Origin of the sequence: Rhizobium sp. WYCCWR 11146, from assembly GCF_013591995.1 — a bacterium.
Taxonomy (GTDB): domain Bacteria; phylum Pseudomonadota; class Alphaproteobacteria; order Rhizobiales; family Rhizobiaceae; genus Rhizobium; species Rhizobium indicum.
Map to the genome: position 1 here is coordinate 22,046 of NZ_JACCEY010000010.1, position 19,364 is coordinate 41,409.

At 55.1% G+C, this 19,364-nt stretch carries 19 protein-coding genes; 13 read left to right on the top strand and 6 right to left on the bottom strand.

Annotated features, from left to right (window positions below; translation table 11 throughout):
• Window positions 1-2 precede the first annotated feature (2 nt).
• The 3 genes from HX899_RS06195 to HX899_RS06205 all read right to left on the bottom strand — a co-directional run bounded on the left by HX899_RS06195 (window position 3) and on the right by HX899_RS06205 (window position 2,189).
• The gene (locus HX899_RS06195) at window positions 3-734 is read right to left on the bottom strand and encodes a GntR family transcriptional regulator (protein ID WP_181291872.1); all 732 of its coding nucleotides are present in this window, start codon (window positions 732-734) and stop codon (window positions 3-5) included.
• Window positions 735-817: 83 nt separating this feature from the next.
• Window positions 818-1,474 (bottom strand): amino acid ABC transporter permease, encoded by a 657-nt coding sequence (locus HX899_RS06200; protein ID WP_181291873.1) that lies wholly within the window; start codon window positions 1,472-1,474, stop codon window positions 818-820.
• A 4-nt stretch (window positions 1,475-1,478) separates the two neighbouring features.
• Window positions 1,479-2,189 (bottom strand): amino acid ABC transporter permease, encoded by a 711-nt coding sequence (locus HX899_RS06205; RefSeq protein ID WP_210273705.1) that lies wholly within the window; start codon window positions 2,187-2,189, stop codon window positions 1,479-1,481.
• 132 nt (window positions 2,190-2,321) lie between these two features.
• Between HX899_RS06205 and HX899_RS06210 the strand changes: the two genes are divergently transcribed.
• The 3 genes from HX899_RS06210 (at window position 2,322) to HX899_RS06220 (ending at window position 4,912) form a co-directional block, all read left to right on the top strand.
• Window positions 2,322-3,083 (top strand): SDR family NAD(P)-dependent oxidoreductase, encoded by a 762-nt coding sequence (locus HX899_RS06210; RefSeq protein ID WP_181291875.1) that lies wholly within the window; start codon window positions 2,322-2,324, stop codon window positions 3,081-3,083.
• Window positions 3,084-3,155: 72 nt separating this feature from the next.
• On the top strand, window positions 3,156-4,058 hold the full coding sequence (locus HX899_RS06215; RefSeq protein WP_181291876.1) for an ABC transporter substrate-binding protein: 903 nt from the start codon (window positions 3,156-3,158) through the stop codon (window positions 4,056-4,058).
• A gap of 53 nt (window positions 4,059-4,111) precedes the next feature.
• Window positions 4,112-4,912 (top strand): amino acid ABC transporter ATP-binding protein, encoded by an 801-nt coding sequence (locus HX899_RS06220; RefSeq protein WP_181291877.1) that lies wholly within the window; start codon window positions 4,112-4,114, stop codon window positions 4,910-4,912.
• Window positions 4,913-5,032: 120 nt separating this feature from the next.
• On the opposite strand, the gene HX899_RS06225 is transcribed toward HX899_RS06220, so the two are convergent.
• The gene (locus HX899_RS06225) at window positions 5,033-6,448 is read right to left on the bottom strand and encodes an aldehyde dehydrogenase family protein (RefSeq protein WP_181291878.1); all 1,416 of its coding nucleotides are present in this window, start codon (window positions 6,446-6,448) and stop codon (window positions 5,033-5,035) included.
• An 82-nt stretch (window positions 6,449-6,530) separates the two neighbouring features.
• Entirely contained in the window at window positions 6,531-6,989 is a 459-nt protein-coding gene (hpaR, locus tag HX899_RS06230; RefSeq protein ID WP_181291879.1) for a homoprotocatechuate degradation operon regulator HpaR, read from the bottom strand.
• 118 nt (window positions 6,990-7,107) lie between these two features.
• Between hpaR and HX899_RS06235 the strand changes: the two genes are divergently transcribed.
• The 7 genes from HX899_RS06235 to hpaI all read left to right on the top strand — a co-directional run bounded on the left by HX899_RS06235 (window position 7,108) and on the right by hpaI (window position 14,206).
• A complete protein-coding gene (locus tag HX899_RS06235; RefSeq protein ID WP_181291880.1) occupies window positions 7,108-7,497 on the top strand; it encodes a 5-carboxymethyl-2-hydroxymuconate Delta-isomerase in 390 nt (129 codons plus the stop codon).
• A gap of 58 nt (window positions 7,498-7,555) precedes the next feature.
• Window positions 7,556-9,073, top strand: a complete 1,518-nt coding sequence (hpaE, locus tag HX899_RS06240; protein WP_181291881.1) for a 5-carboxymethyl-2-hydroxymuconate semialdehyde dehydrogenase — start codon at window positions 7,556-7,558, stop codon at window positions 9,071-9,073.
• A gap of 98 nt (window positions 9,074-9,171) precedes the next feature.
• Entirely contained in the window at window positions 9,172-10,152 is a 981-nt protein-coding gene (hpaD, locus tag HX899_RS06245; protein ID WP_181291882.1) for a 3,4-dihydroxyphenylacetate 2,3-dioxygenase, read from the top strand.
• Between the two features lie 81 nt (window positions 10,153-10,233).
• Window positions 10,234-11,700 carry an NADP-dependent succinate-semialdehyde dehydrogenase gene (gene gabD / locus HX899_RS06250; RefSeq protein ID WP_181291883.1) on the top strand — a complete coding sequence of 489 codons (1,467 nt, stop codon included), beginning with the start codon at window positions 10,234-10,236 and terminating at the stop codon, window positions 11,698-11,700.
• A 12-nt stretch (window positions 11,701-11,712) separates the two neighbouring features.
• Complete coding sequence (locus HX899_RS06255; RefSeq protein WP_181291884.1) at window positions 11,713-12,582, top strand: fumarylacetoacetate hydrolase family protein; 870 nt, start codon at window positions 11,713-11,715, stop codon at window positions 12,580-12,582.
• Between the two features lies 1 nt (window position 12,583).
• Window positions 12,584-13,387 carry a 2-oxo-hept-4-ene-1,7-dioate hydratase gene (hpaH, locus tag HX899_RS06260; protein ID WP_181291885.1) on the top strand — a complete coding sequence of 268 codons (804 nt, stop codon included), beginning with the start codon at window positions 12,584-12,586 and terminating at the stop codon, window positions 13,385-13,387.
• A gap of 9 nt (window positions 13,388-13,396) precedes the next feature.
• The gene (gene hpaI / locus HX899_RS06265) at window positions 13,397-14,206 is read left to right on the top strand and encodes a 4-hydroxy-2-oxoheptanedioate aldolase (protein WP_181291886.1); all 810 of its coding nucleotides are present in this window, start codon (window positions 13,397-13,399) and stop codon (window positions 14,204-14,206) included.
• 359 nt (window positions 14,207-14,565) lie between these two features.
• Here hpaI and HX899_RS06270 read toward each other — a convergent pair whose 3' ends face one another.
• Window positions 14,566-15,054 (bottom strand): Lrp/AsnC family transcriptional regulator, encoded by a 489-nt coding sequence (locus tag HX899_RS06270; protein ID WP_181291887.1) that lies wholly within the window; start codon window positions 15,052-15,054, stop codon window positions 14,566-14,568.
• Between the two features lie 133 nt (window positions 15,055-15,187).
• Between HX899_RS06270 and HX899_RS06275 the strand changes: the two genes are divergently transcribed.
• From HX899_RS06275 to HX899_RS06285, 3 genes are read left to right on the top strand one after another with little or no spacing between them, the layout of a single operon-like run.
• Window positions 15,188-16,375 (top strand): amino acid aminotransferase, encoded by a 1,188-nt coding sequence (locus tag HX899_RS06275; RefSeq protein WP_181291888.1) that lies wholly within the window; start codon window positions 15,188-15,190, stop codon window positions 16,373-16,375.
• A 31-nt stretch (window positions 16,376-16,406) separates the two neighbouring features.
• Window positions 16,407-18,035 carry a thiamine pyrophosphate-dependent enzyme gene (locus tag HX899_RS06280; protein ID WP_181291889.1) on the top strand — a complete coding sequence of 543 codons (1,629 nt, stop codon included), beginning with the start codon at window positions 16,407-16,409 and terminating at the stop codon, window positions 18,033-18,035.
• Between the two features lie 26 nt (window positions 18,036-18,061).
• The gene (locus HX899_RS06285; RefSeq protein WP_181291890.1) at window positions 18,062-19,324 is read left to right on the top strand and encodes a Glu/Leu/Phe/Val dehydrogenase; all 1,263 of its coding nucleotides are present in this window, start codon (window positions 18,062-18,064) and stop codon (window positions 19,322-19,324) included.
• Window positions 19,325-19,364 lie beyond the last annotated feature (40 nt).

The window sequence follows — 19,364 nt, forward strand, 5'->3', positions numbered from 1 at the left end:
TTTTATCCGACTGACCTGCTCAAACGCTGGTCGTGGTTGTTTACGAGATTGCGATGCGTTTCCTTGGTGAGCAAAACGATATTCGCTCGCACATGTGCTTCGATCTCTGCGGGCGACTTTCTTGAACGGTAGGCGGCTATAATCCATTCATGACCTTGGAGAGTCGACCGCCCACTGTCCTTTCCAAGAGTGTGGAGAATCGGTGCCTCGGTTCTCGGCTGAAGGAAGCGGTTGATCATTGCGATACGAGAGCGCAGTTGTGCGATCTGCTCAACCATCGTTTCATTGGGGCACCGTTTATTTATGACGGCATGGAAATCCAAGTTTCCTTGCGTCCAACCCGATAGATCGAACGAAACGAGGGACTTTTCCATACGTTCGTTTATTTCTTCAAGTTGCGCCACATCCCGATCCGTTATTCTTGGCGCGGCAGCTCCCGTCACGTAGCCCTCTAGGAGCGCCAGAAGCTCCATCTGTTCAGCCCAGAGATCCGGATCAGCGCCAGCAACGATTGCGCCGGAATTCTTACTGAATATGACGAGTCCTTCCGCCTCTAGGCGCCTAATGGCTTCTCGTACCGGTACCGGGCTGACAGACAATTCTTTAGCGAGCGTGTCGATAACGAGTCGCTGACGCGGGGCATACAGACCGCGATCGATACCATCTTTGATGTAACCGTAAGCGAGTTGCTGCTTGCTTTTAGCCTCTGTGGCGTTTGCCACCAACTTTGCCATCCGTCACTCTCCAGCGATAATCAAATTGAAAATCAGATTTGATTTCCATTCGACCTAAAGACTTCACATGGCTTCGGCAAGGCCTAGTGCTTCCAGGCCAGTCGCTGCTCGAGGATCATGCTTAGCCTTGAGAGGACGAAAACAATGACGATGAAGATGAGGCCGACCGCGGTCAGATACTCAAACTGCTTGTATGTGATCGAGGCCTGAGCGTTTGCGATGTAGACTATGTCTTTAACGCCAATTATCCCCACGATAGCGGAATCCTTCAAAATCACGATGAACTGGTTGAGGAGCAGCGGGATTGCGGTGCGAAGGGCCTGCGGCCAGATAATGATCGAGTTGGTTTTCCAAGATGAGAGACCCATGGCGGCAGCCGCTTCCCATTGTCCACCATCAATGGTGAGCAACACGGAGCGGTAGATTTCCGCAACGTAAGCCGTGTTCAGCAAGGTCAAGGAAATGATGGCGGCCGTAAGAGGGTCCATCTTCCAACCTGTCGCCCCGGCCAGAGCGAAGTAGACTAGAAGTACGTAGACGTAGGGCGATAGCGAGCGGAAGACCTGGATGTAGAGAAACCCTATCGCTCGGATGCCTGCAGATTTGCTCCTGAGAAGGGATACCACGAGCCCTCCAAAGACCATTGAAAGAGCGAGCGATATGATCGCGATCAAGAATGTGAACCGAAGCCCGTAGAGCATGTCGGGCAGGTGGTTGAGTACAGGATACCAGCTATTCATGCGTTCAAGCCCCTTTGCCTTCATTGAGACGGTTTTCGACGACTTTGACCAGCGAAGATAAAACCAGCATCGTCGCGATGAGTAGGGCGGCGACCGAGATGTAGGCTTCGAACGGCCTATATTGGTTGAGACTGATGTCCTGGGCCGTAAAGACGAGTTCCGGGACAGCGACCACTGCGGCGTAAGTCGCCGCCTTAAAGCAGATCACGAAGACGTTCAGCAGGGGCGGGATCACAACCCGAACGACCTGTGGAAAAAGGATAGTGCGATTGATCCGGAAGTCGGAAAGGCCGAGTGCCTTGCCGGCTTCGATCTGGCCGACGTCAATCGAATTGTAGCCGGTCCTGAAAATCTCGGAAGCAAATGCCGAGCTCATAATGGCGATGGCGATGATTATCGCTTGGGGCCCCGTTAGTGCCAAGCCGAATTTCGTTGCGAGCCCGAAGTAAATCCACAGCAGCAGCAGGTACATCGGCAGGCCTCTAACGATCTGCACGTAGGTGTACGACACTGCTCTAGCTATCCGTGAGCGTGAGGCGGATCCCAAATACGAAAGAAACCCGATAAGGCAGCCGAGCGCAAAGCCAGCCAGTGCAAAGTAAAGATCATAGCCCAAACCCCATAGAAAGCGGGGCCATTGCGCCAGAATGATCGAGAAATCGAGGTTCATGACGTTCCCTTTTTTTTGCTCGGCTTCTTTTTCGATATGGCTCAATCGATAAACCTGAGCGCCGGCTTCGTCAACATCATATATGATTTCATATTGCAAGACAGATAGATTCAGGTCATAGATGTCAAAAAGCGATCCCAATCGGTCGCGAGAAAAGCAAATAATGGGAAGTTAGAAATGCGGTTTTCAGGAAAAACGGTCCTCGTAACGGGGGTCGCAAGTGGGCTCGGGCGCGCCGTTGCGCAGGCACTGGCGAATGAAGGCGCGAGGCTTGTTCTTGTTGATCGCGCAAAAGATCAGCTGGAGAACTTGGTGCTGCTTCTACGCGGAGAGGGAGCGGACGTCGTCGAACTCGTTGGCGATGTTTCCCAGGAGGAAACCTCACAGCAAGCAGTCGAACTGGCCCGGTCACGCTTCTCATCCCTGGACATCTTGATCAACAATGCCGGTATCAATCCTACAGGTACGATCTCGCAAACCGATCCCGCAATGTGGCAACAGGCTTTGGACATAAATCTGAAGTCAGCCTATCTCTTCTGCCGGGAAGCCATTCCGCACATGGTCGAGGCGGGCAAGGGTGTGATCGTCAACACGGCCTCTATCGCGGGCCAACGTGCCTCGACAGCTGAGGCGGTATACGGCGTCTCGAAAGCCGGGTTGATTATGCTGACGCGTACCATCGCCCGGGACTATGGAGCAAAAGGGATTCGCGCGAATGCGATCTGCCCCGGCGTCCTTGAAAGTGTCATGGCAGACAGATTGACCCGCATGTCGGCCGAACAGGTCGCAGCACGTGACCAGCGCTTTGCACCGACGGTCCCTCTCGGTCGCCTTGGGACATACGAAGAAATCGCCAAAGCCACGCTTTTCTTGGCGAGTGAGGATGCCAGCTACGTGAATGGCGCGCAGCTGACAGTCGATGGCGGTCTTACCGCCTAGCAAAAGCTGTACCCCACGGATCGTGGGTTCCAGGCCGAAAATTTCATTGTGGAAACAACAAGGGGAATGCTCATGGATACGAAGCACGATAATGGAATGCAGGCAAACCGCCGTTCGCTACTGACAGCAGGTTTGTTCGCTGGCGGTGCAGCTGCTGTTGCACTTGGTGCGACGACACCTGCGGCCGCGCAGGATGCAGCCAAGGAATCCGTCCTGGACAAAGCGATCCGCACCAAAAAAATCGTGGTTGCGGCGAGCCTCAAATATCCGCCTAACCTGTACATCAATGACAAGGGTGAGCCGGACGGCTACGAAATCGCCCTCATTCGGCGAATGATGAAAGATGTCTCGCCCGATATCCAAGTCGAATTCGCGGACATGGATTTCGGTCAGATGTTTGCAGCCGTCGAATCCGGCCGTGCCGATATAATGACAACCGGAACCATCTTGCCGTCCCGTTCGCTACGTGGCTGGTTTGCAGGCTGTGCCGTGACATTCCAACCGGTCTACGTGGTTGGTCGTGACGCGACAGACTTGACTTTCGACCAGATGAACTCGCCGGATTTCAAGTTCGCCGCTCTTCAGGGAAGCTCGCAGGAAGCGAAGATCCGGGCGCTCTATCCGAATGCAAATGTGTCGGTATTCCCTGACCAGACGGGCGCCATCGGTCAGGTCATGTCAGGACGCGCGAACGCAACCTTGCAGTCGCTGTTCACTATCGTGAACACCAAGAAGCAGGGAGTCGCGCTCCAAATTATTGGCAAGGAGCCGGCTTATGTTGATCACAACACCTTCTTCATGCCGACAGGCGACATGAAGATGTACATGTTCGTGACCAACTGGTTGCTTTTCAATGCAGCGGGCGGAATCCTCAACTCCGTATTCCGCGAGTATGTTGGCAAGGATGCGATTGCTGCAGGACTGCCTTATCTTGCGGTTGGTCCAGGCGGTAGCCCTCTCAAAGTTGCAGCATAAGATTCGTGTCGGGGCGGCCGAACGGCTGCCCCGCTTCTTCGAGGGAGCGGAACATGGAAAATTCGGAAGAAAGAAAAACAGTCATCTCACTGCGGAATGCAAGCAAGTGGTTCCCCAGTCGTGCCCTTCCCAATGTGAGGGGGCTGAATTCGGTGTCGCTTGACGTCCTCGAGGGCGATGTCGTTGTCCTGCTCGGACCCAGTGGATCAGGCAAAAGCACTCTTCTGAGATGCCTGAATCTGCTTAACATTCCCGACGAGGGCCAACTACGGGTGGGCTCTGTAGAATGGGATGCCAAAGCCTACTTTGCGACACGCTCGAAAGAGCGCCGTTACAGCCGTGATTTTCAACGGCTCCGCCGGGAAACGGGCATGGTTTTTCAGCACTTCAATCTCTTCCCACACATGACCGTTCTGGAGAATGTGATGTGCGGTTTGGTGCACAGCAAAGGCATGTCCAAAGACGAGGCGCGTGAGATTGCGCGCGAGGAGATCAAAAAGGTCGGGCTGGCTGACAGGGAAGGACACTACCCCGGGCAACTATCGGGCGGTCAGAAACAGCGGGTTGCCATCGCACGAGCCATCGCCACCAAACCGCTTGCGATGTTGTTCGACGAACCTACGTCAGCCCTTGATCCCGAGTTGCGAGGAAGCGTTTTGGCGGTGATGCAAGATCTCGCCAAGGAAGGAATGACTATGGTCGTGGTCACGCACGAAATGGGCTTTGCGCGGGCAGTCGGCAACCACATTGTGTTTCTCGAAAGCGGCGAAATCATCGAGGAGGGGCTTTCGAACGATTTTCTCGACAACCCAAAGACCGAACGTGCTCAACGGTTCCTATCGGAGATCGCTTGAAGCCAAACTGGCGAAACAGGTCTCCTCTCGGCAGAATTCGGGCATCCAATCCCGGAAAGACATAAGAAAAGGGACGCCGACTTCGTCGGCGTCCCTTTTCTGTATCTGGCAACCCGTCTCTTACTGAAAAATGACCTGAATTGTCGTGTATTCGACCAAGCCCTCTTCAGCAAATTCAACGCCAAGCCCGGAGCCCTTCACCCCGCCAAACGGGATGTTCGGCTGGATAGCTCCGTGCTTGTTGATCCATACGGACCCACATTCCAACTGACTTGCCACTTTCTTTGCTTTCTCAATGTCTCTGCCCCAGACAGAACCACCAAGGCCGTTCGGATTGTCATTCGCACGTCTGATAACTTCATCGAGATCAGAATACTTGATGATCGGCAAGGCCGGTCCAAACTGTTCCTCATCTACCAGACGGTCGCCGTTATTAAGGTCGGCGACGAGCGTCACGGGATAGAAATTTCCAGGAGCGTTGTCGTCCGAATCCCCTCCAATGAGAATGCGCCCGCCACGCCCCTTCGCATCTTCCACCAGATCTTTGACCTTCTGGTACTGCATGCGGTTCTGGACCGGGCCCAGGATACTATCTTCCGAAAGTCCATCACCGACTTTAACTGTCGCTGCAAAGCTTGTCAGCTCACGGCAGACGTCTTCGTAGATGTCCTCGTGAACATAAAGTCTCTTCAATGCCGCACAGGTTTGACCGCCATTGATGAAAGCTCCCCAGAACAGTCCCTCGGCAATCTGGCGGGGATCGCAATCGGGTAGGACAATGCCAGCATCATTACCACCAAGTTCAAGAGTCAGGCGTTTCAATGTCGCCGCGGCGCCTGCCATGATCTTTTTGCCGGTCTCGGTCGAGCCGGTGAAAACTATTTTGGCAATACCAGGGTGGGAGGACATTGCAGCCCCGATGTCGTTTTCACCCGTCACACAATTCAACACACCTGCCGGCAGAACTGTGTTGAGCAGTTCGATCATCCGAATGGTGGACAGCGGGGTGAGCGGGGAGGGCTTGATCACAACGGTGTTGCCGGTTCGTATGGCCGGTACAATGTGCCAGATCGCAATCATCAACGGCCAGTTCCAGGGCGTAATTGATCCTACAACGCCCACCGGTTTGCGGTGCAGTTCCACCCGGCCCTGATTGTCATCCTGCAAAACCTTGACCGGCAGCTCCAGACCGGCAGTGTATCGCGCCCAAGCTTCGGCCCCTCCGAGCTCATACCGGGAGCCCATTCCATTCAGCGGTTTTCCCTGTTCCAGGGTGAGAAGCTGGGCTAGCTCCTCCGCATGATCGCGCAAGGTGTCTGCGATTGCTAAACAGGCCTTCTGGCGCGTCGCGTCGTCAGCTTTGCTCCAAATTTCGTAAGCTGTTTGCGCCGCGGAAACCGCCTCGTCCAACTGGGACACGGTTGCCTTTGGCGCTGCCCCCACGACTTGGCCATCTGAGGGATTTAGCACCTCGAATGTTCCTTGGGTTGCGATCGACTGGCCGTTGATAACAAGCCTATATTGCTGGTCCGCCATGGGAAAACTCCTCCTGTTTCCGTCGCTGAATTATTAAACATGTTAAGTAAATGAGCGAGAAAAAGCAAGTGCCCAGGATGGGCTAACGCGTCGTCGCCTTGTCGGTGACCTCGTTAAGCAGTGCAATCAGCGCCTCAATCTTGTCGTGGCCAATGCGAAGCTCAAGGTCTTCATAAATTTTAAGACTCTCGGGCCGCACTTCTTCGAGGAGTTTAGTGCCTGCGTCATCAATCCGGACAAGCAGGCGCCGGCCATCAGCAGAATCCTTGGTCGTCCTGATGAGCTTACGGTCCTCAAGCGCCTTGATCATCCTTGTCAGACTGGGGGCAAGGAGCGCGGCACCTTGCGCCAATTCGGTGGCGTCGATCTGCCCGCGCTCACTCAAGAGCCGCAGCACACGCCATTGCTGCTCGGTCACATTGTGCTGCGCAAGCATCGGTCGAAAATGACCCATCACTGCTTCTCGCGCCTTCAGCAGCGCGATTGGGAGTGCCTGACGGGTGCTACGCAGAAGGCGCGGGTGATTTTTATCCTGATCCATATGAGGTGTCTAAGTGAGAATTCACCGGCCCGTCAATATTCGATCAGGCCGAGATCACCGACAGTGGGTTGACAAACGCTCAATAATTGTTAACGTGTTAAGTATCGGAGGAGCGATAATGCCACATTTAATCATTGAAGGGTCTGCCAACCTAAAGCCGCACGTCGATTTTAATTCACTGTGTGAAGTCGTTCATAAAGCGATCCTTGATAGTGGGCTGTTCGAACGTGGGGCGGTACGCGTCCGAGTTCTCCTTAGCGATCACTACGCGATCGCTGACCTCGATGAGCGCAATTCGTTCATCGATATGAGCTTTCGCATTGGCGTGGGTAGATCATCCGAAGAAAAGAAAAGTGTTGGCAACGCCATCATGGCCGCCGTCAAGGCTGAGTTGCTGAACCTTTTCAGCGAGCCCCATTTTGCTCTCTCCCTTGAGGTCCGCGAGATCGATCCAGCCTTAAGCTGGAAAGACAATGCGATGCATGCGCGCCTACGGGCGGGGACTTAGAAAAAATACCACTGGACCATTGGCTGAACGAATGCTGCTGCATTCGAATGGAGATCTCATGACGAATTTTGAAGAGAACAAGAAAAAGGCCGAGGCCTATCTTGCTCGGTTTCGCGCCGACGGCGTCCTCAACCACATTGCCGGAGAAGCTGTCCCGGCTTCAGATGGCGCCACTTTCGAAACAATTTCGCCCGTCGACTTGCGGCCTCTGGCGCAAGTCGCCCATGGCAAAGCGGCCGACATTGATCGTGCTGCCAAAGCTGCATCTGAGGCATTTCCTGCTTGGGCGGCGATGCCTGGTGACGCTCGCAAGGCGCTCCTGCACAAGATCGCTGACGCGATCGTTGCTCGCGCCGAGGAGATCGCGTTCGTCGAGTGCGTGGACACCGGACAGTCGCTGAAATTCATGGCCAAGGCCGCACTACGCGGCGCAGAGAATTTTCGCTACTTCGCAGACCGAGCGCCAGAAGCGAGAGACGGCAAATCAATCCGTATTCCTGGCCAGGTGAACGTAACAACGCGGAACCCGATAGGTCCGGTCGGTGTGATCACGCCTTGGAACACGCCCTTCATGCTATCGACCTGGAAAATAGCACCGGCCTTAGCGGCTGGTTGCACGATCGTCCACAAGCCAGCGGAGTTCTCGCCGCTGACTGCGCGCCTTCTGGTCGAGATTGCCGAAAGCGCCGGTCTTCCTAAAGGTGTTTGGAACCTCGTTAATGGTTTGGGTGAGGACGCCGGCAAAGCGCTGACAGAACATCCACTGATCAAGGCTATCGGTTTTGTTGGTGAAAGCCGAACCGGCTCTATGATCATGAAACAGGGTGCCGACACGCTCAAACGCGTTCACTTCGAGCTCGGCGGTAAAAACCCGGTTATTGTTTTCGCCGACGCTGACCTGGAGCGAGCGGCGGATGCTGCCGTGTTCATGATTTATTCGCTCAACGGCGAACGCTGCACATCCTCATCCCGATTGCTGGTCGAGGAAAGCATCTACGGCAAGTTCACGGAAATGGTTGCCGAGAGGGCCAAACGTATCAAGGTCGGTCACCCGCTCGATCCGCAGACAGTCGTCGGACCTCTGATCCACCCTGTCCATGAACGTAAAGTGCTGGAATACGTCGAGATTGGCAAAGCCGAAGGCGCAACTGTCGCCGCCGGTGGCCACAAGGTCGATGGACCGGGCGGCGGGTGCTACGTCGCTCCTACTCTCTTTACAGGTGCGAACAATGAAATGCGGATCGCCCAGGAAGAGATCTTTGGACCGGTTCTGACCGCAATTCCGTTCAAAGACGAAGCGGATGCTTTGAAGATCGCCAACGATGTCCAGTACGGTTTGACCGGTTATCTTTGGACTTCCGACGTCACGCGCGCTTTCAGGCTGACCGACCAACTCGAGGCTGGCATGATCTGGGTCAATTCAGAGAATGTCCGCCACCTGCCGACCCCGTTCGGCGGCGTGAAGAATTCCGGTATCGGACGAGACGGCGGAGACTGGTCGTTCGATTTCTACATGGAAACCAAGAACATCGCTTTCGCCACGACTGCCCATGCCATCCAGAAATTGGGCGGCTGACAGAATTTCGCGACACTCTGGCCGCGTCAATAGAAGACGCGGCAGCTTCGTAACAACAAGCGCCGAACACGGGTTGTCTCGGCCCCGAGGAGGAAAACATGCCGCTCCCGCAATTCAATCTCTACCCAGCCTTCAACACGGTCCGCCTTAGCCATGTCGAATTCCTAGTCAAGGATCTCGCTGCCAGCCGTGCCTTCTATGTGGACATGCTCGGCCTTCAGGTCACAGACGAAGACTCTGATACCGTCTACCTGCGTGCCATGGAAGAACGCGGCCATCACTGCATGGTGCTCAAGAAGAGCGATACTTCGGCAATCAGCTACCTTGGTTTGAAAGTCTATTCCGAGGAAGATCTAGACAAAGCCAAGGTCTATTTCGATACAAAAGACCATAAGACGGAATGGGTGGAGCGCCCTTTCCAGGGGCGTACACTTCGCACCCATGACAACTTCGGAATTCCGCTTGAATTCTACTTCAAGATGGATCGCCTGACGCCTATCCATCAAAAGTACGCGCTTTATCACGGGGTCAAACCACTCCGGATCGACCACTTCAACTGCTTCACGCCAGACGTCGATGCATCCGTAGCCTTTTACAACGACATTGGTTTCCGAGTTACGGAATACACTGAGGATGCAGAAAGCAAAAAACTGTTTGCCGCCTGGCTGCATCGCAAGGGTGGCGTCCACGACATGGCGTTCACGAACGGCGTCGGCCCGCGACTGCATCACACAGCATTCTGGGTCCCAACACCTTTGAACATCATCGATCTCCTCGATTTGATGTCTACCACTGGATACCTCGCAAACATCGAACGAGGGCCGGGCCGTCACGGCATCTCCAATGCATTCTTCCTCTATATTCTTGATCCAGACGGCCATCGCATCGAGATTTACTGCTCGGACTACCAGACTGTCGATCCCGACCTGGAGCCAATTAAATGGGACCTGAAGGATCCGCAGCGTCAGACACTGTGGGGGGCACCTGCGCCGAGGTCGTGGTTCGAACACGGCAGTTTGTTCACCGACCTTCCAACCCAGGAGCCGCTTCTCAAGGCTCAACCGATCATCGCGCCCTGATCTCGTTGCGAACACAGACGTCGAGGGACATTGGCAAGTCCTGTGTCCCTTTTCTCTTAGCCCACACGGAGTGACCAAGCGATGCACCTGAAAGACCCAACGTTATTCCGCCAGGCCGCTTACATTGGCGGCGACTGGATCGAAGCAAACGAGATGGATGCCATTGCGGTCACAAATCCCGCAACCGGCGAGAAGATCGGCTCCGTTCCCAAACTGGGGGCGGCAGAAGCACGTGCGGCTATCGCACACGCCGAAGAAGCGCAGAAGGAGTGGGCCGCGCGAACCGCAAAGGAGCGCAGCATAGTCCTGCGGAAATGGTTTGAGTTAATGATGTCCAACCAGGATGACTTGGCGCACATTCTCACACTCGAACAAGGAAAACCGCTTCTCGAAGCAAAGGGTGAGATCGCTTATGGGGCGAGCTTCATCGAATGGTTTGCCGAAGAAGCCAGACGTATCAACGGCGACATCATTCCCGGGCATCAGCGCGACAAACGGATTTTGGTGATGAAGCAGCCGATTGGCGTCGTTGCAGCCATTACCCCTTGGAATTTCCCGAATGCGATGATTACGCGAAAGGCAGGCCCCGCAATCGCAGCGGGATGCGCAATGGTACTGAAACCCGCTGCTCAGACGCCATTTTCCGCAATCGCATTGGCGGTACTGGGGGAGCGGGCAGGATTGCCGGCAGGATTGTTCAGCGTGATCACCGGTTCATCTCGTGAGATCGGTGCGGAGATGACCTCAAATCCCGTCGTACGTAAACTCACATTCACGGGTTCGACGGAGGTTGGCGCCGAGCTTTACCGTCAATCTGCTCCGACGATCAAAAAACTTGGTCTGGAGCTGGGCGGTAATGCACCCTTCATCGTATTTGATGATGCAGATCTCGACGCGGCCGTTGAAGGCGCCTTGATCGCGAAGTTCAGGAACAATGGTCAGACCTGCGTTTGCGCAAATCGCCTGTATGTTCAGGATGCGGTCTATGACGCCTTCGCTGACAAGCTGGCCACAGCCGTCAGCAAACTTCGGACCGGAAACGGATTCGATGAAGGTGTTGCCCTTGGCCCCTTGATCGATGAAGCGGCTCTTAAGAAAGTCGAAGAGCACGTTCAGGATGCCGTATCGAAGGGCGCGACCATCGTTCAGGGCGGAAAGTCGCATGAACTTGGCGGCACCTTTTACGAAGCAACTGTTCTAACAGGCGTCACGCAAGACATGGCCGTGGCATCCGAAGAAACCTTTGGGCCTATCGCGCCGCTCTTTCGCTTCGAGAATGAGACTGATGTGATTGAAAAGGCGAATGACACGGAATTCGGTCTCGCCTCCTATTTCTACGCCAAGGATCTGTCGCGGGTATTCCGAGTAGCCGAGGCCCTCGAATATGGAATGGTTGGTGTGAATACCGGCCTGATATCCACCGCTGAAGCGCCGTTCGGCGGCGTCAAGTCGTCCGGCCTAGGCCGTGAAGGCTCCAAATACGGCATCGATGACTACCTCGAGCTCAAATACGTATGCCTTGGTGGCATCACAACAAAAGAACAATAAAGGAAAGTCCGTATGCGTCCCCGTTTTGCATCTTTTTCGAATTCCGGTCGCCAGGGTTACGGCCTAATCCGCGAAGATGGCGTGGTGGACCTGTCCGTCAGGTTCCGCCCGCGTTTTCCGACCCTGCGCGAAGTCATTGCCGCAGGTGCGTTGGACATGCTGGCTGAGAAAGGTCAAGCGGCTCCCGTCGACTACCCCTTGGCTGCTGTCACATTGGATATTCCAATTCCGTCGCCCGAAAAGATCATCTGCGTCGGCGTCAATTTCCCTGACCGTAACGAGGAATACAAAGATGGGCAGACAGCGCCCAGCAACCCGTCGCTATTTATCCGCTTCCCGCGATCCTTCACGGGTCACGACCAGCCGCTGATCCGGCCGCCGGAGAGCCCTCAGCTCGACTATGAGGGCGAAATTGTTATCGTTATCGGTAAAGAAGGCCGACGCATCGCTGAAAGCGACGCTCTCTCTCATATAGCGGCTCTTTCGATCTGCAACGAAGGGACGCTGCGGGATTGGGTTCGGCACGCGAAATTCAATGTCACGCAAGGCAAAAACTTTGATGCCTCGGGCTCTATTGGCCCATGGATTGTTCCGTACGCTGACGAAAGTCAGCTGGCCGACATCAAGCTCGAAACGCGTGTAAATGGTGAGGTCCGCCAGAGTGATCGAACCAGTCGAATGATCTTCTCGTTCCGGAAGATCATCAATTACGTATCAACATTTACGACCCTCGTGCCAGGCGACGTGATCGTCTGCGGAACACCTACCGGTGCAGGAGCACGTTTCGATCCGCCAATCTGGTTGAAGCCGGGCGATATTGTGGAGGTCGAGGCCGACGGTATCGGTCTGTTGCGCAACACCATTGCCGACGAGAGGATCTGAAATGCTGTCGCACCCAGACATAGAAGCAGCTGTTGCAGCGCTGGACGAAGCAGAACGGACGCGCGTTCAGACCGGGCTTCTGTCACTTCAGCATCCGGATATGGTGATGGATGATGCCTATGCGATCCAGTCCGCCTGGGTGAAAAAGAAGGTTTCCGACGGGCGTAAGGTAGTGGGCTGGAAAATTGGTCTAACATCCAAGGCAATGCAATATGCCCTGAACATCAACATCCCAGACTCAGGGGTCTTGCTGGACGACATGGTCTTTGAGGACAGTTCGGTCGTTCCAAAAGACCGGTTTATTCAGCCGAGGATCGAAGCTGAAATCGCCTTTATCATGAAAGCGCCTCTTAAAGGGCCGAACGTGACCGTCTTCGATGTCCTCAATGCCACCGATTATGTCACTCCAGCCCTCGAAATTCTCGACACGCGGATTCTTCGGGTGGATCCCCACACGAAAAAAGCCCGCAACGTGTTCGATACGATCTCTGACAATGCTGCGAACGCCGGCATTGTAACGGGCGGCCGCGCCGTGCGTCCGGATCAGCTGGATATGCGTTGGATGGGCGCCATCGTGTCTCGCAATGCGGAGGTCGAAGAAACTGGGCTTGGTGCAGGCGTTCTCAATCAACCTGCTCGTGGTGTTGCGTGGCTTGCCAATCGGCTGTCGCAATATGGAGACGGAATAGAAGCAGGGCAGGTCGTTCTTGCCGGGTCGTTCATTCGACCGATTGAGGCCCGTCATGGAGACACGATCGTAGGCGATTTCGGGCCCTACGGAACTGTAAGCCTGCATTTCGAATAGGGGGAAACCATGCCAGCTCCAATCAACACCTTCAAAAGGGCGCTTCAGGAAAAGCGCCTACAAACCGGATTTTGGCAGGCTTTGGCAAATCCTTATACGGTGGAAATATCAGCCGACGCCGGCTTCGACTGGCTCCTTCTTGACGCCGAACATGCACCAAACGACATCCCGCTCCTGGTCGCTCAACTGCAGGCGATGAAAGGTTCAGCCAGTCACGCGGTCATCAGGCCGCCCATCGGCGAGACATACATCATAAAACAGCTGCTTGACATCGGCGCGCAAACACTCCTGATCCCGATGGTTGACAGCAAGGAGGCCGCCGAAAATTTGGTGCGAGCCGTGTCTTATCCCCCGCGCGGAGTCCGGGGCGTTGGTGCAGCGCTCGCCCGTGCATCACGTTTCAACCGGATTCCGGACTACCTCCAGACAGCAAATAACGAGATCTGTCTCTTGCTTCAGATCGAAAGCCGCGCTGGGCTGGCAGCTCTAGATGAAATTGCATCCGTCGACGGAGTCGATGGCGTGTTCATTGGGCCAGCGGATCTCGCAGCCGACATGGGCTTTCTTGGCAAGCCGGGAGCCCCGGAAGTCCAAAAGGAAGTTGAGAAGGCCCTTCAGCGCATCCAATCCCATGGGAAAGCTGCTGGAATCCTGACCGCCGATCTGTCGCTTGCCAGGCGCTACGTCGATCTCGGTGCAACCTTCGTTGCCATTGGAAATGACGTCACTTTATTTGCGAACGCCACGACGCGGCTAATTGAAGAATTCGGACGCACCGCTTCTGGCCTAGCCTCCGCGAACTCAGGGAGCGTGTATTGAGGTCGTATTCTGAAAAATCCAGGGTAGACCGTGTCGCCCTAAAGCAAGACGGATGGCTATGTTTTTTTCTGCTGCTCGTCGCGTCGGCTATCCTTACAATATGTTCCCTCATCCTGGCTTATCGTCCGGATGCTTTCTCTGTAGCGATCGCTCCAGCAGTCGTCGGGATGATTCTAATGACAATTGCATTCATCAAATTCGCTCTTAAAGCGTCGGTTTGGTGGAGAAGTCGCTATATTCGTCTGACAGCTTCAGTTGGAGGAATGGTCATAGCGTCCGGTTTCGTCATTGCAATCGTCGACCGAGCCGCGATATCGAAGGTAGCTGATAGCCTGCTTTTGGCGTTGTAGTTGATCCCGCTAGGTCTGAATAATCTGCAACGGGAGTTCGGTACTCTTTTTGAGGGTTCGTAACACGATGCTGGAGGTGACCGACGCCAGGCCACCCGTCACCTTGATCATGCGTTCCAAAAAGATGCTGAGGTGGTCAAGATCGCTCGCTACGATCTTCATCAGGAAATCCGCATCGCCCGTCTGGGAATAGCATTCCAGAATCTCTGGCGCCGTTTCGATGAAGCGGTGCAGTTGAGTATTTCCTTCCTCTGTGTGGGACCGAAGGCTAACCAGCGTGTGCGCAACAACGGAAAAACCGAGTTTTTCCGGGTTCAAAATCGCCACAACGTTCTGGATCAATCCTTCGCTTCTCAGGCGGTCAAGCCGCCGCGAGCATTGAGCTGCTGACAGATTGACGACTTGCGACAGTTCAGTCTGCGTCATTTCGGCATTGCTCTGAATTGCCGCGAGAAGACGGACATCGAATTGATCCAGAGTATATAACTTTGAGGTCATGTCAAAATATCTGCATACTTCGCGGAAATGTGGTGATTTTCATGCAAGACAATACTCCCGTCCGATGAAAATTGCAAACTTACCTCACTAGAACGCATGTAGGTTTAGATCACGTTCTTAGGAGGTAGACTACATGTTTGAGAAACTCACCGCGCAACCAGCCGACAGCCTACTCGCGCTCATCAAAGCGTTTCAGGCCGATCCAAGAGGCTACAAAGTCGACCTCGGCGTCGGCGTCTACAGAGACGAACAGGGGCGAACACCGGTCATGCGGGCCGTTAAGCTCGCTGAAAAGCAGCTCCTTGAGACCCAGGACAGCAAGCGGTATCTCGGGCCTGAAGGGGACCTGAATTTCGTCAACCTCCTGAAGCCGATTATTTTCGGCGCAACTCATGATGCCGGCAACGTTGCGGGCATCCAGACGCCAGGTGGAAGCGGCGCTCTGCGACTGGGCGCTGAACTCATCGCCTCTGCAACGCCCGGTGCGAAAGTCTGGCTTGGAACACCAAGCTGGCCCAACCATGCTCCGATTTTCGAGTCGGCGCGCTTGACCGTGAAAGACTATCGTTTCGTCGACCTTGCCAAGCAGCAAATCGACTTCGATCGTGTTTTGGAGGCACTCGACGCGGCGCAGGCTGGTGATGTGATCCTGCTACACGGCTGCTGCCACAACCCAACTGGCATTGATTTTGATATCGACCAATGGAAGCAGATCGCTGCAAAGCTGGTGGAGCGCAAACTCCTTCCCTTCATCGATCTTGCCTACCAAGGCCTGGGCGACGGCCTCGAAGCGGACGCAGAGCCAACCCGCCTTATCCTCGAGGCAGTGGAAGAAGCGCTTGTCGCCTACTCGTGTGACAAGAATTTTGGCCTTTATCGCGAGCGGGTTGGTGCTCTCTACCTTGTTAGCCGCAATGCGGACCAGCTCAAGATTGCCGATGGCAACATGGCTTCGTTGGCTCGTGTCAACTGGTCGATGCCCCCGGACCACGGCGCGGCCATCGTACGCGTGATTCTGGAGAGTGCGGAGCTGACTGAAATCTGGAAACAGGAGCTGGTTGAAATGTGCGCTCGGGTCAACGGTAACCGCGCCGCCCTGGCGGCTGCCCATCCGGAACTGAGCTTCATCGCAAACCAGCGAGGGCTCTTCTCGAACCTGGCGATGTCGAAAGACACGGCAGTCGCATTGCGCCACAAGCACGGTATCTACATGGCCGATTCAGGTCGCATGAATTTGGCGGGGATGCAGCCCTCCGATGCTGGCGCGATCGTCAAGGCTCTGTCGGCAGAAGGCACGCTAAGCACCCGCTCGGCGGCCTGAGCATCCCCAGAAACCAGGTTTGGACATTATTATGAAGAACAAAGAAACCACAGGGCAGGCCATCGCTCGTTCCCTCGTCGAAAACGGTGTCGACACTGTCTTCGGCATTCCCGGCGCCCATATGTATGACTTCAACGATGCTCTTTATGAAAAGCGCAACGAAATCCGTTTCATCCATACCCGCCACGAGCAGGGTGCGGGCTACATGGCATACGGTTACGCGAAGTCCACTGGACGCATTGGCGCCTATACGGTAGTGCCCGGCCCAGGTGTGCTCAATTCCGGCGCCGCCCTATGCACTGCCTACGGAGCGAATTCCCCGGTCTTGTGTTTGACGGGCAATATCATGTCGCATTTGATCGGTCAGGGTCGGGGCCAGCTCCACGAGCTCCCCGATCAGTTGGCGACCATGCGTGGGATCACGAAAGTCGCAGAGCGGATTGATCATCAGTCCCAGACGGGCACGGTCATGGCCGAGGTCATCGGGAAAATGCTCTCCGGACGTCAGGGACCCGGGGCGGTCGAGGCGCCGTGGGATGTCTTCGGAATGAGCGGCCCGGAGCTGGACCTTCCAGAAACCAGACGTGCCGCGGAGCCGCAGGTCAATCCTGACAGTATTCAAGCTGCTGCTGCAATCCTGGCAAACGCCAAGAACCCCCTTATTATGGTAGGCGGCGGGGCTGTCGATGCGGGTGCGGAAGTTGCTGAGCTGGCCAAAGCGCTTAACGCGCCTGTTACGTCCCATCGATCGGGAAAGGGCGTCGTAAGCGACGATCATCCCAACTATCTGAATTTTGTCGCTGCGTTCGATTACTGGAAAGAAACCGATGTCCTCATCGGTATTGGCAGCCGGCTTGAGCTCGAATTTATGCGATGGAAGTGGCTTCCGAAGGGCCTCAAAGTTATCCGAATTGATATCGATCCAACGGAAATGGTCCGGTTGAAGCCGGACGTTGGAATTGTCGCGGACGCAAAGGCCGGCACCGCAGCTTTGAGCAAAGCTGTGGGAACGCCAAACAGAGCGTCGCGTACTAATGAGTTCGCGGCCCTGAATCGCAACGCGAAAGAGCGATTCTCGGCCGTTCAGCCTCAGGTCGATTATTTGAATGCGATCCGGGAGGCCCTGCCGCGCGATGGTTTCTTCGTCGAAGAAGTCAGTCAAATGGGCTTCACGGCCCGGTTTGCCTTCCCCGTCTACGAGCCCAGACAGTATGTGACTTGCGGCTATCAGGACAACCTCGGGTTCGGCTTCAATACCGCCCTCGGTGTCAAGGTCGGCAATCCGAATAAGGCAGTCGTTTCAGTGTCGGGCGATGGTGGCTTCATGTTCGGTGTGCAGGAGCTGGCTACAGCCGTGCAGCATAACATCGCGGTCGTCGCAATCGTGTTCAACAACAATGCCTACGGAAACGTATTGCGCGATCAGAAGCAAGCCTATTCCGGTCGCTACATTGGCTCAGACCTCACCAATCCCGATTTCGTAAAACTCGGCGAGAGTTTTGGCGTGAAAACGTACCGTGTGACCTCGCCGAATGAACTGAAATCGGCTGTCAGCGAGGCTCTGGAGCTGAACGCTCCCGTTCTTATTGAAGTGCCGATCGAGAAGGGGTCCGAAGCAAGCCCTTGGCCCTTCATCCATCCCGCACCGCCTGCTGCATAAGAAATCATTCAACTGGGTTTTCAAGAATGACAGACATCTATTCCGGTCCCGTCTTTGATATGGCGAGGACCCAGTTCAACCGTATTGCCGACCGTCTGGAACTCCCAGACGGTCAGCGCAATCGCCTTCTTTATCCGAAGCGGGCGATAACGATCTCATGCCCCATCCATCTCGACAGCGGAGAAGTCGCGGTGTTTCAGGGTTACCGCGTCCAACATCATTTGACGCTCGGCCCCACAAAAGGTGGGACGCGATTTGCGCCGAACGTTGACATCGGTGAAGTCGCAGCCTTGGCGGTTTGGATGAGTTGGAAATGTGCACTTGCCGGACTCCCCTACGGGGGAGCCAAAGGCGGCATCACGGTTGACCCTCGACAGCTTTCAATTCGTGAGCTGGAAGCTCTCTCGCGCAGGTATATGCAAGAGATGATTCCTTTTGTAGGTCCGCACATCGATGTGATGGCCCCCGACATGGGAACAAATGAGCAAGTGATGGCGTGGTTTATGGACACGTACTCCATGCACCAAGGCAGAACCGTAAGTGAGATCGTCACGGGCAAACCGGTTAGTGCCGGGGGTATCCGGGGGCGGCGGGAAGCGACAGGACTGGGGACGGCCCACCTGATCGAACGAGCACTGCAGGTTATCAAACTGGAGCCGGCAAACGCGACTGCTGTAATACAGGGTTTCGGAAACGTTGGATCAGTCACCGCCCTGGAACTTGCGCGACGTGGCGTAAAGATCGTAGGCGTCTCCGATCATACGGCGTGTTACGTAGACCGCAGAGGACTCGATGTTGAGGCTCTCGATCGATACGCGACCGCGAACGGTTCGCTACAAGGCTTTAGTGATGAGCTTCTTGCTGATCCAGAAGCGCTCCTGACGATGGAATGCGACGTTCTCGTGCCGGCCGCAATGGAACGGGTCATCGATGCCGATGTCGCTCGAAAACTTGCTTGCCGGATTATCGCTGAAGCAGCGAACGGCCCGACGACGCCTGATGCAGACGACATTCTCGAAAACGATCGACCCGACATCCTGGTTATCCCAGATATCCTCTGCAACTCCGGCGGAGTGATCGTAAGTTATTTCGAGTGGGTGCAGGGTCTTCAGCAGGTTTTTTGGAATCGCGACACCGTCGTCGCCAAGCTTTGTGAACTGTTGGACGACGCTTTTTCCAAGGTGATCGCGAGAGCGACCTCGGAAAGAATATCCAATCGCACTGCGGCGATCACGATTGGAGTGCAGCGCATTACCGACGCCAAGCAGTCTCGGGGACTCTTTCCTTGACGAGTGACTGAGAAAATAGGGCTATCTTATCCCTCATAAA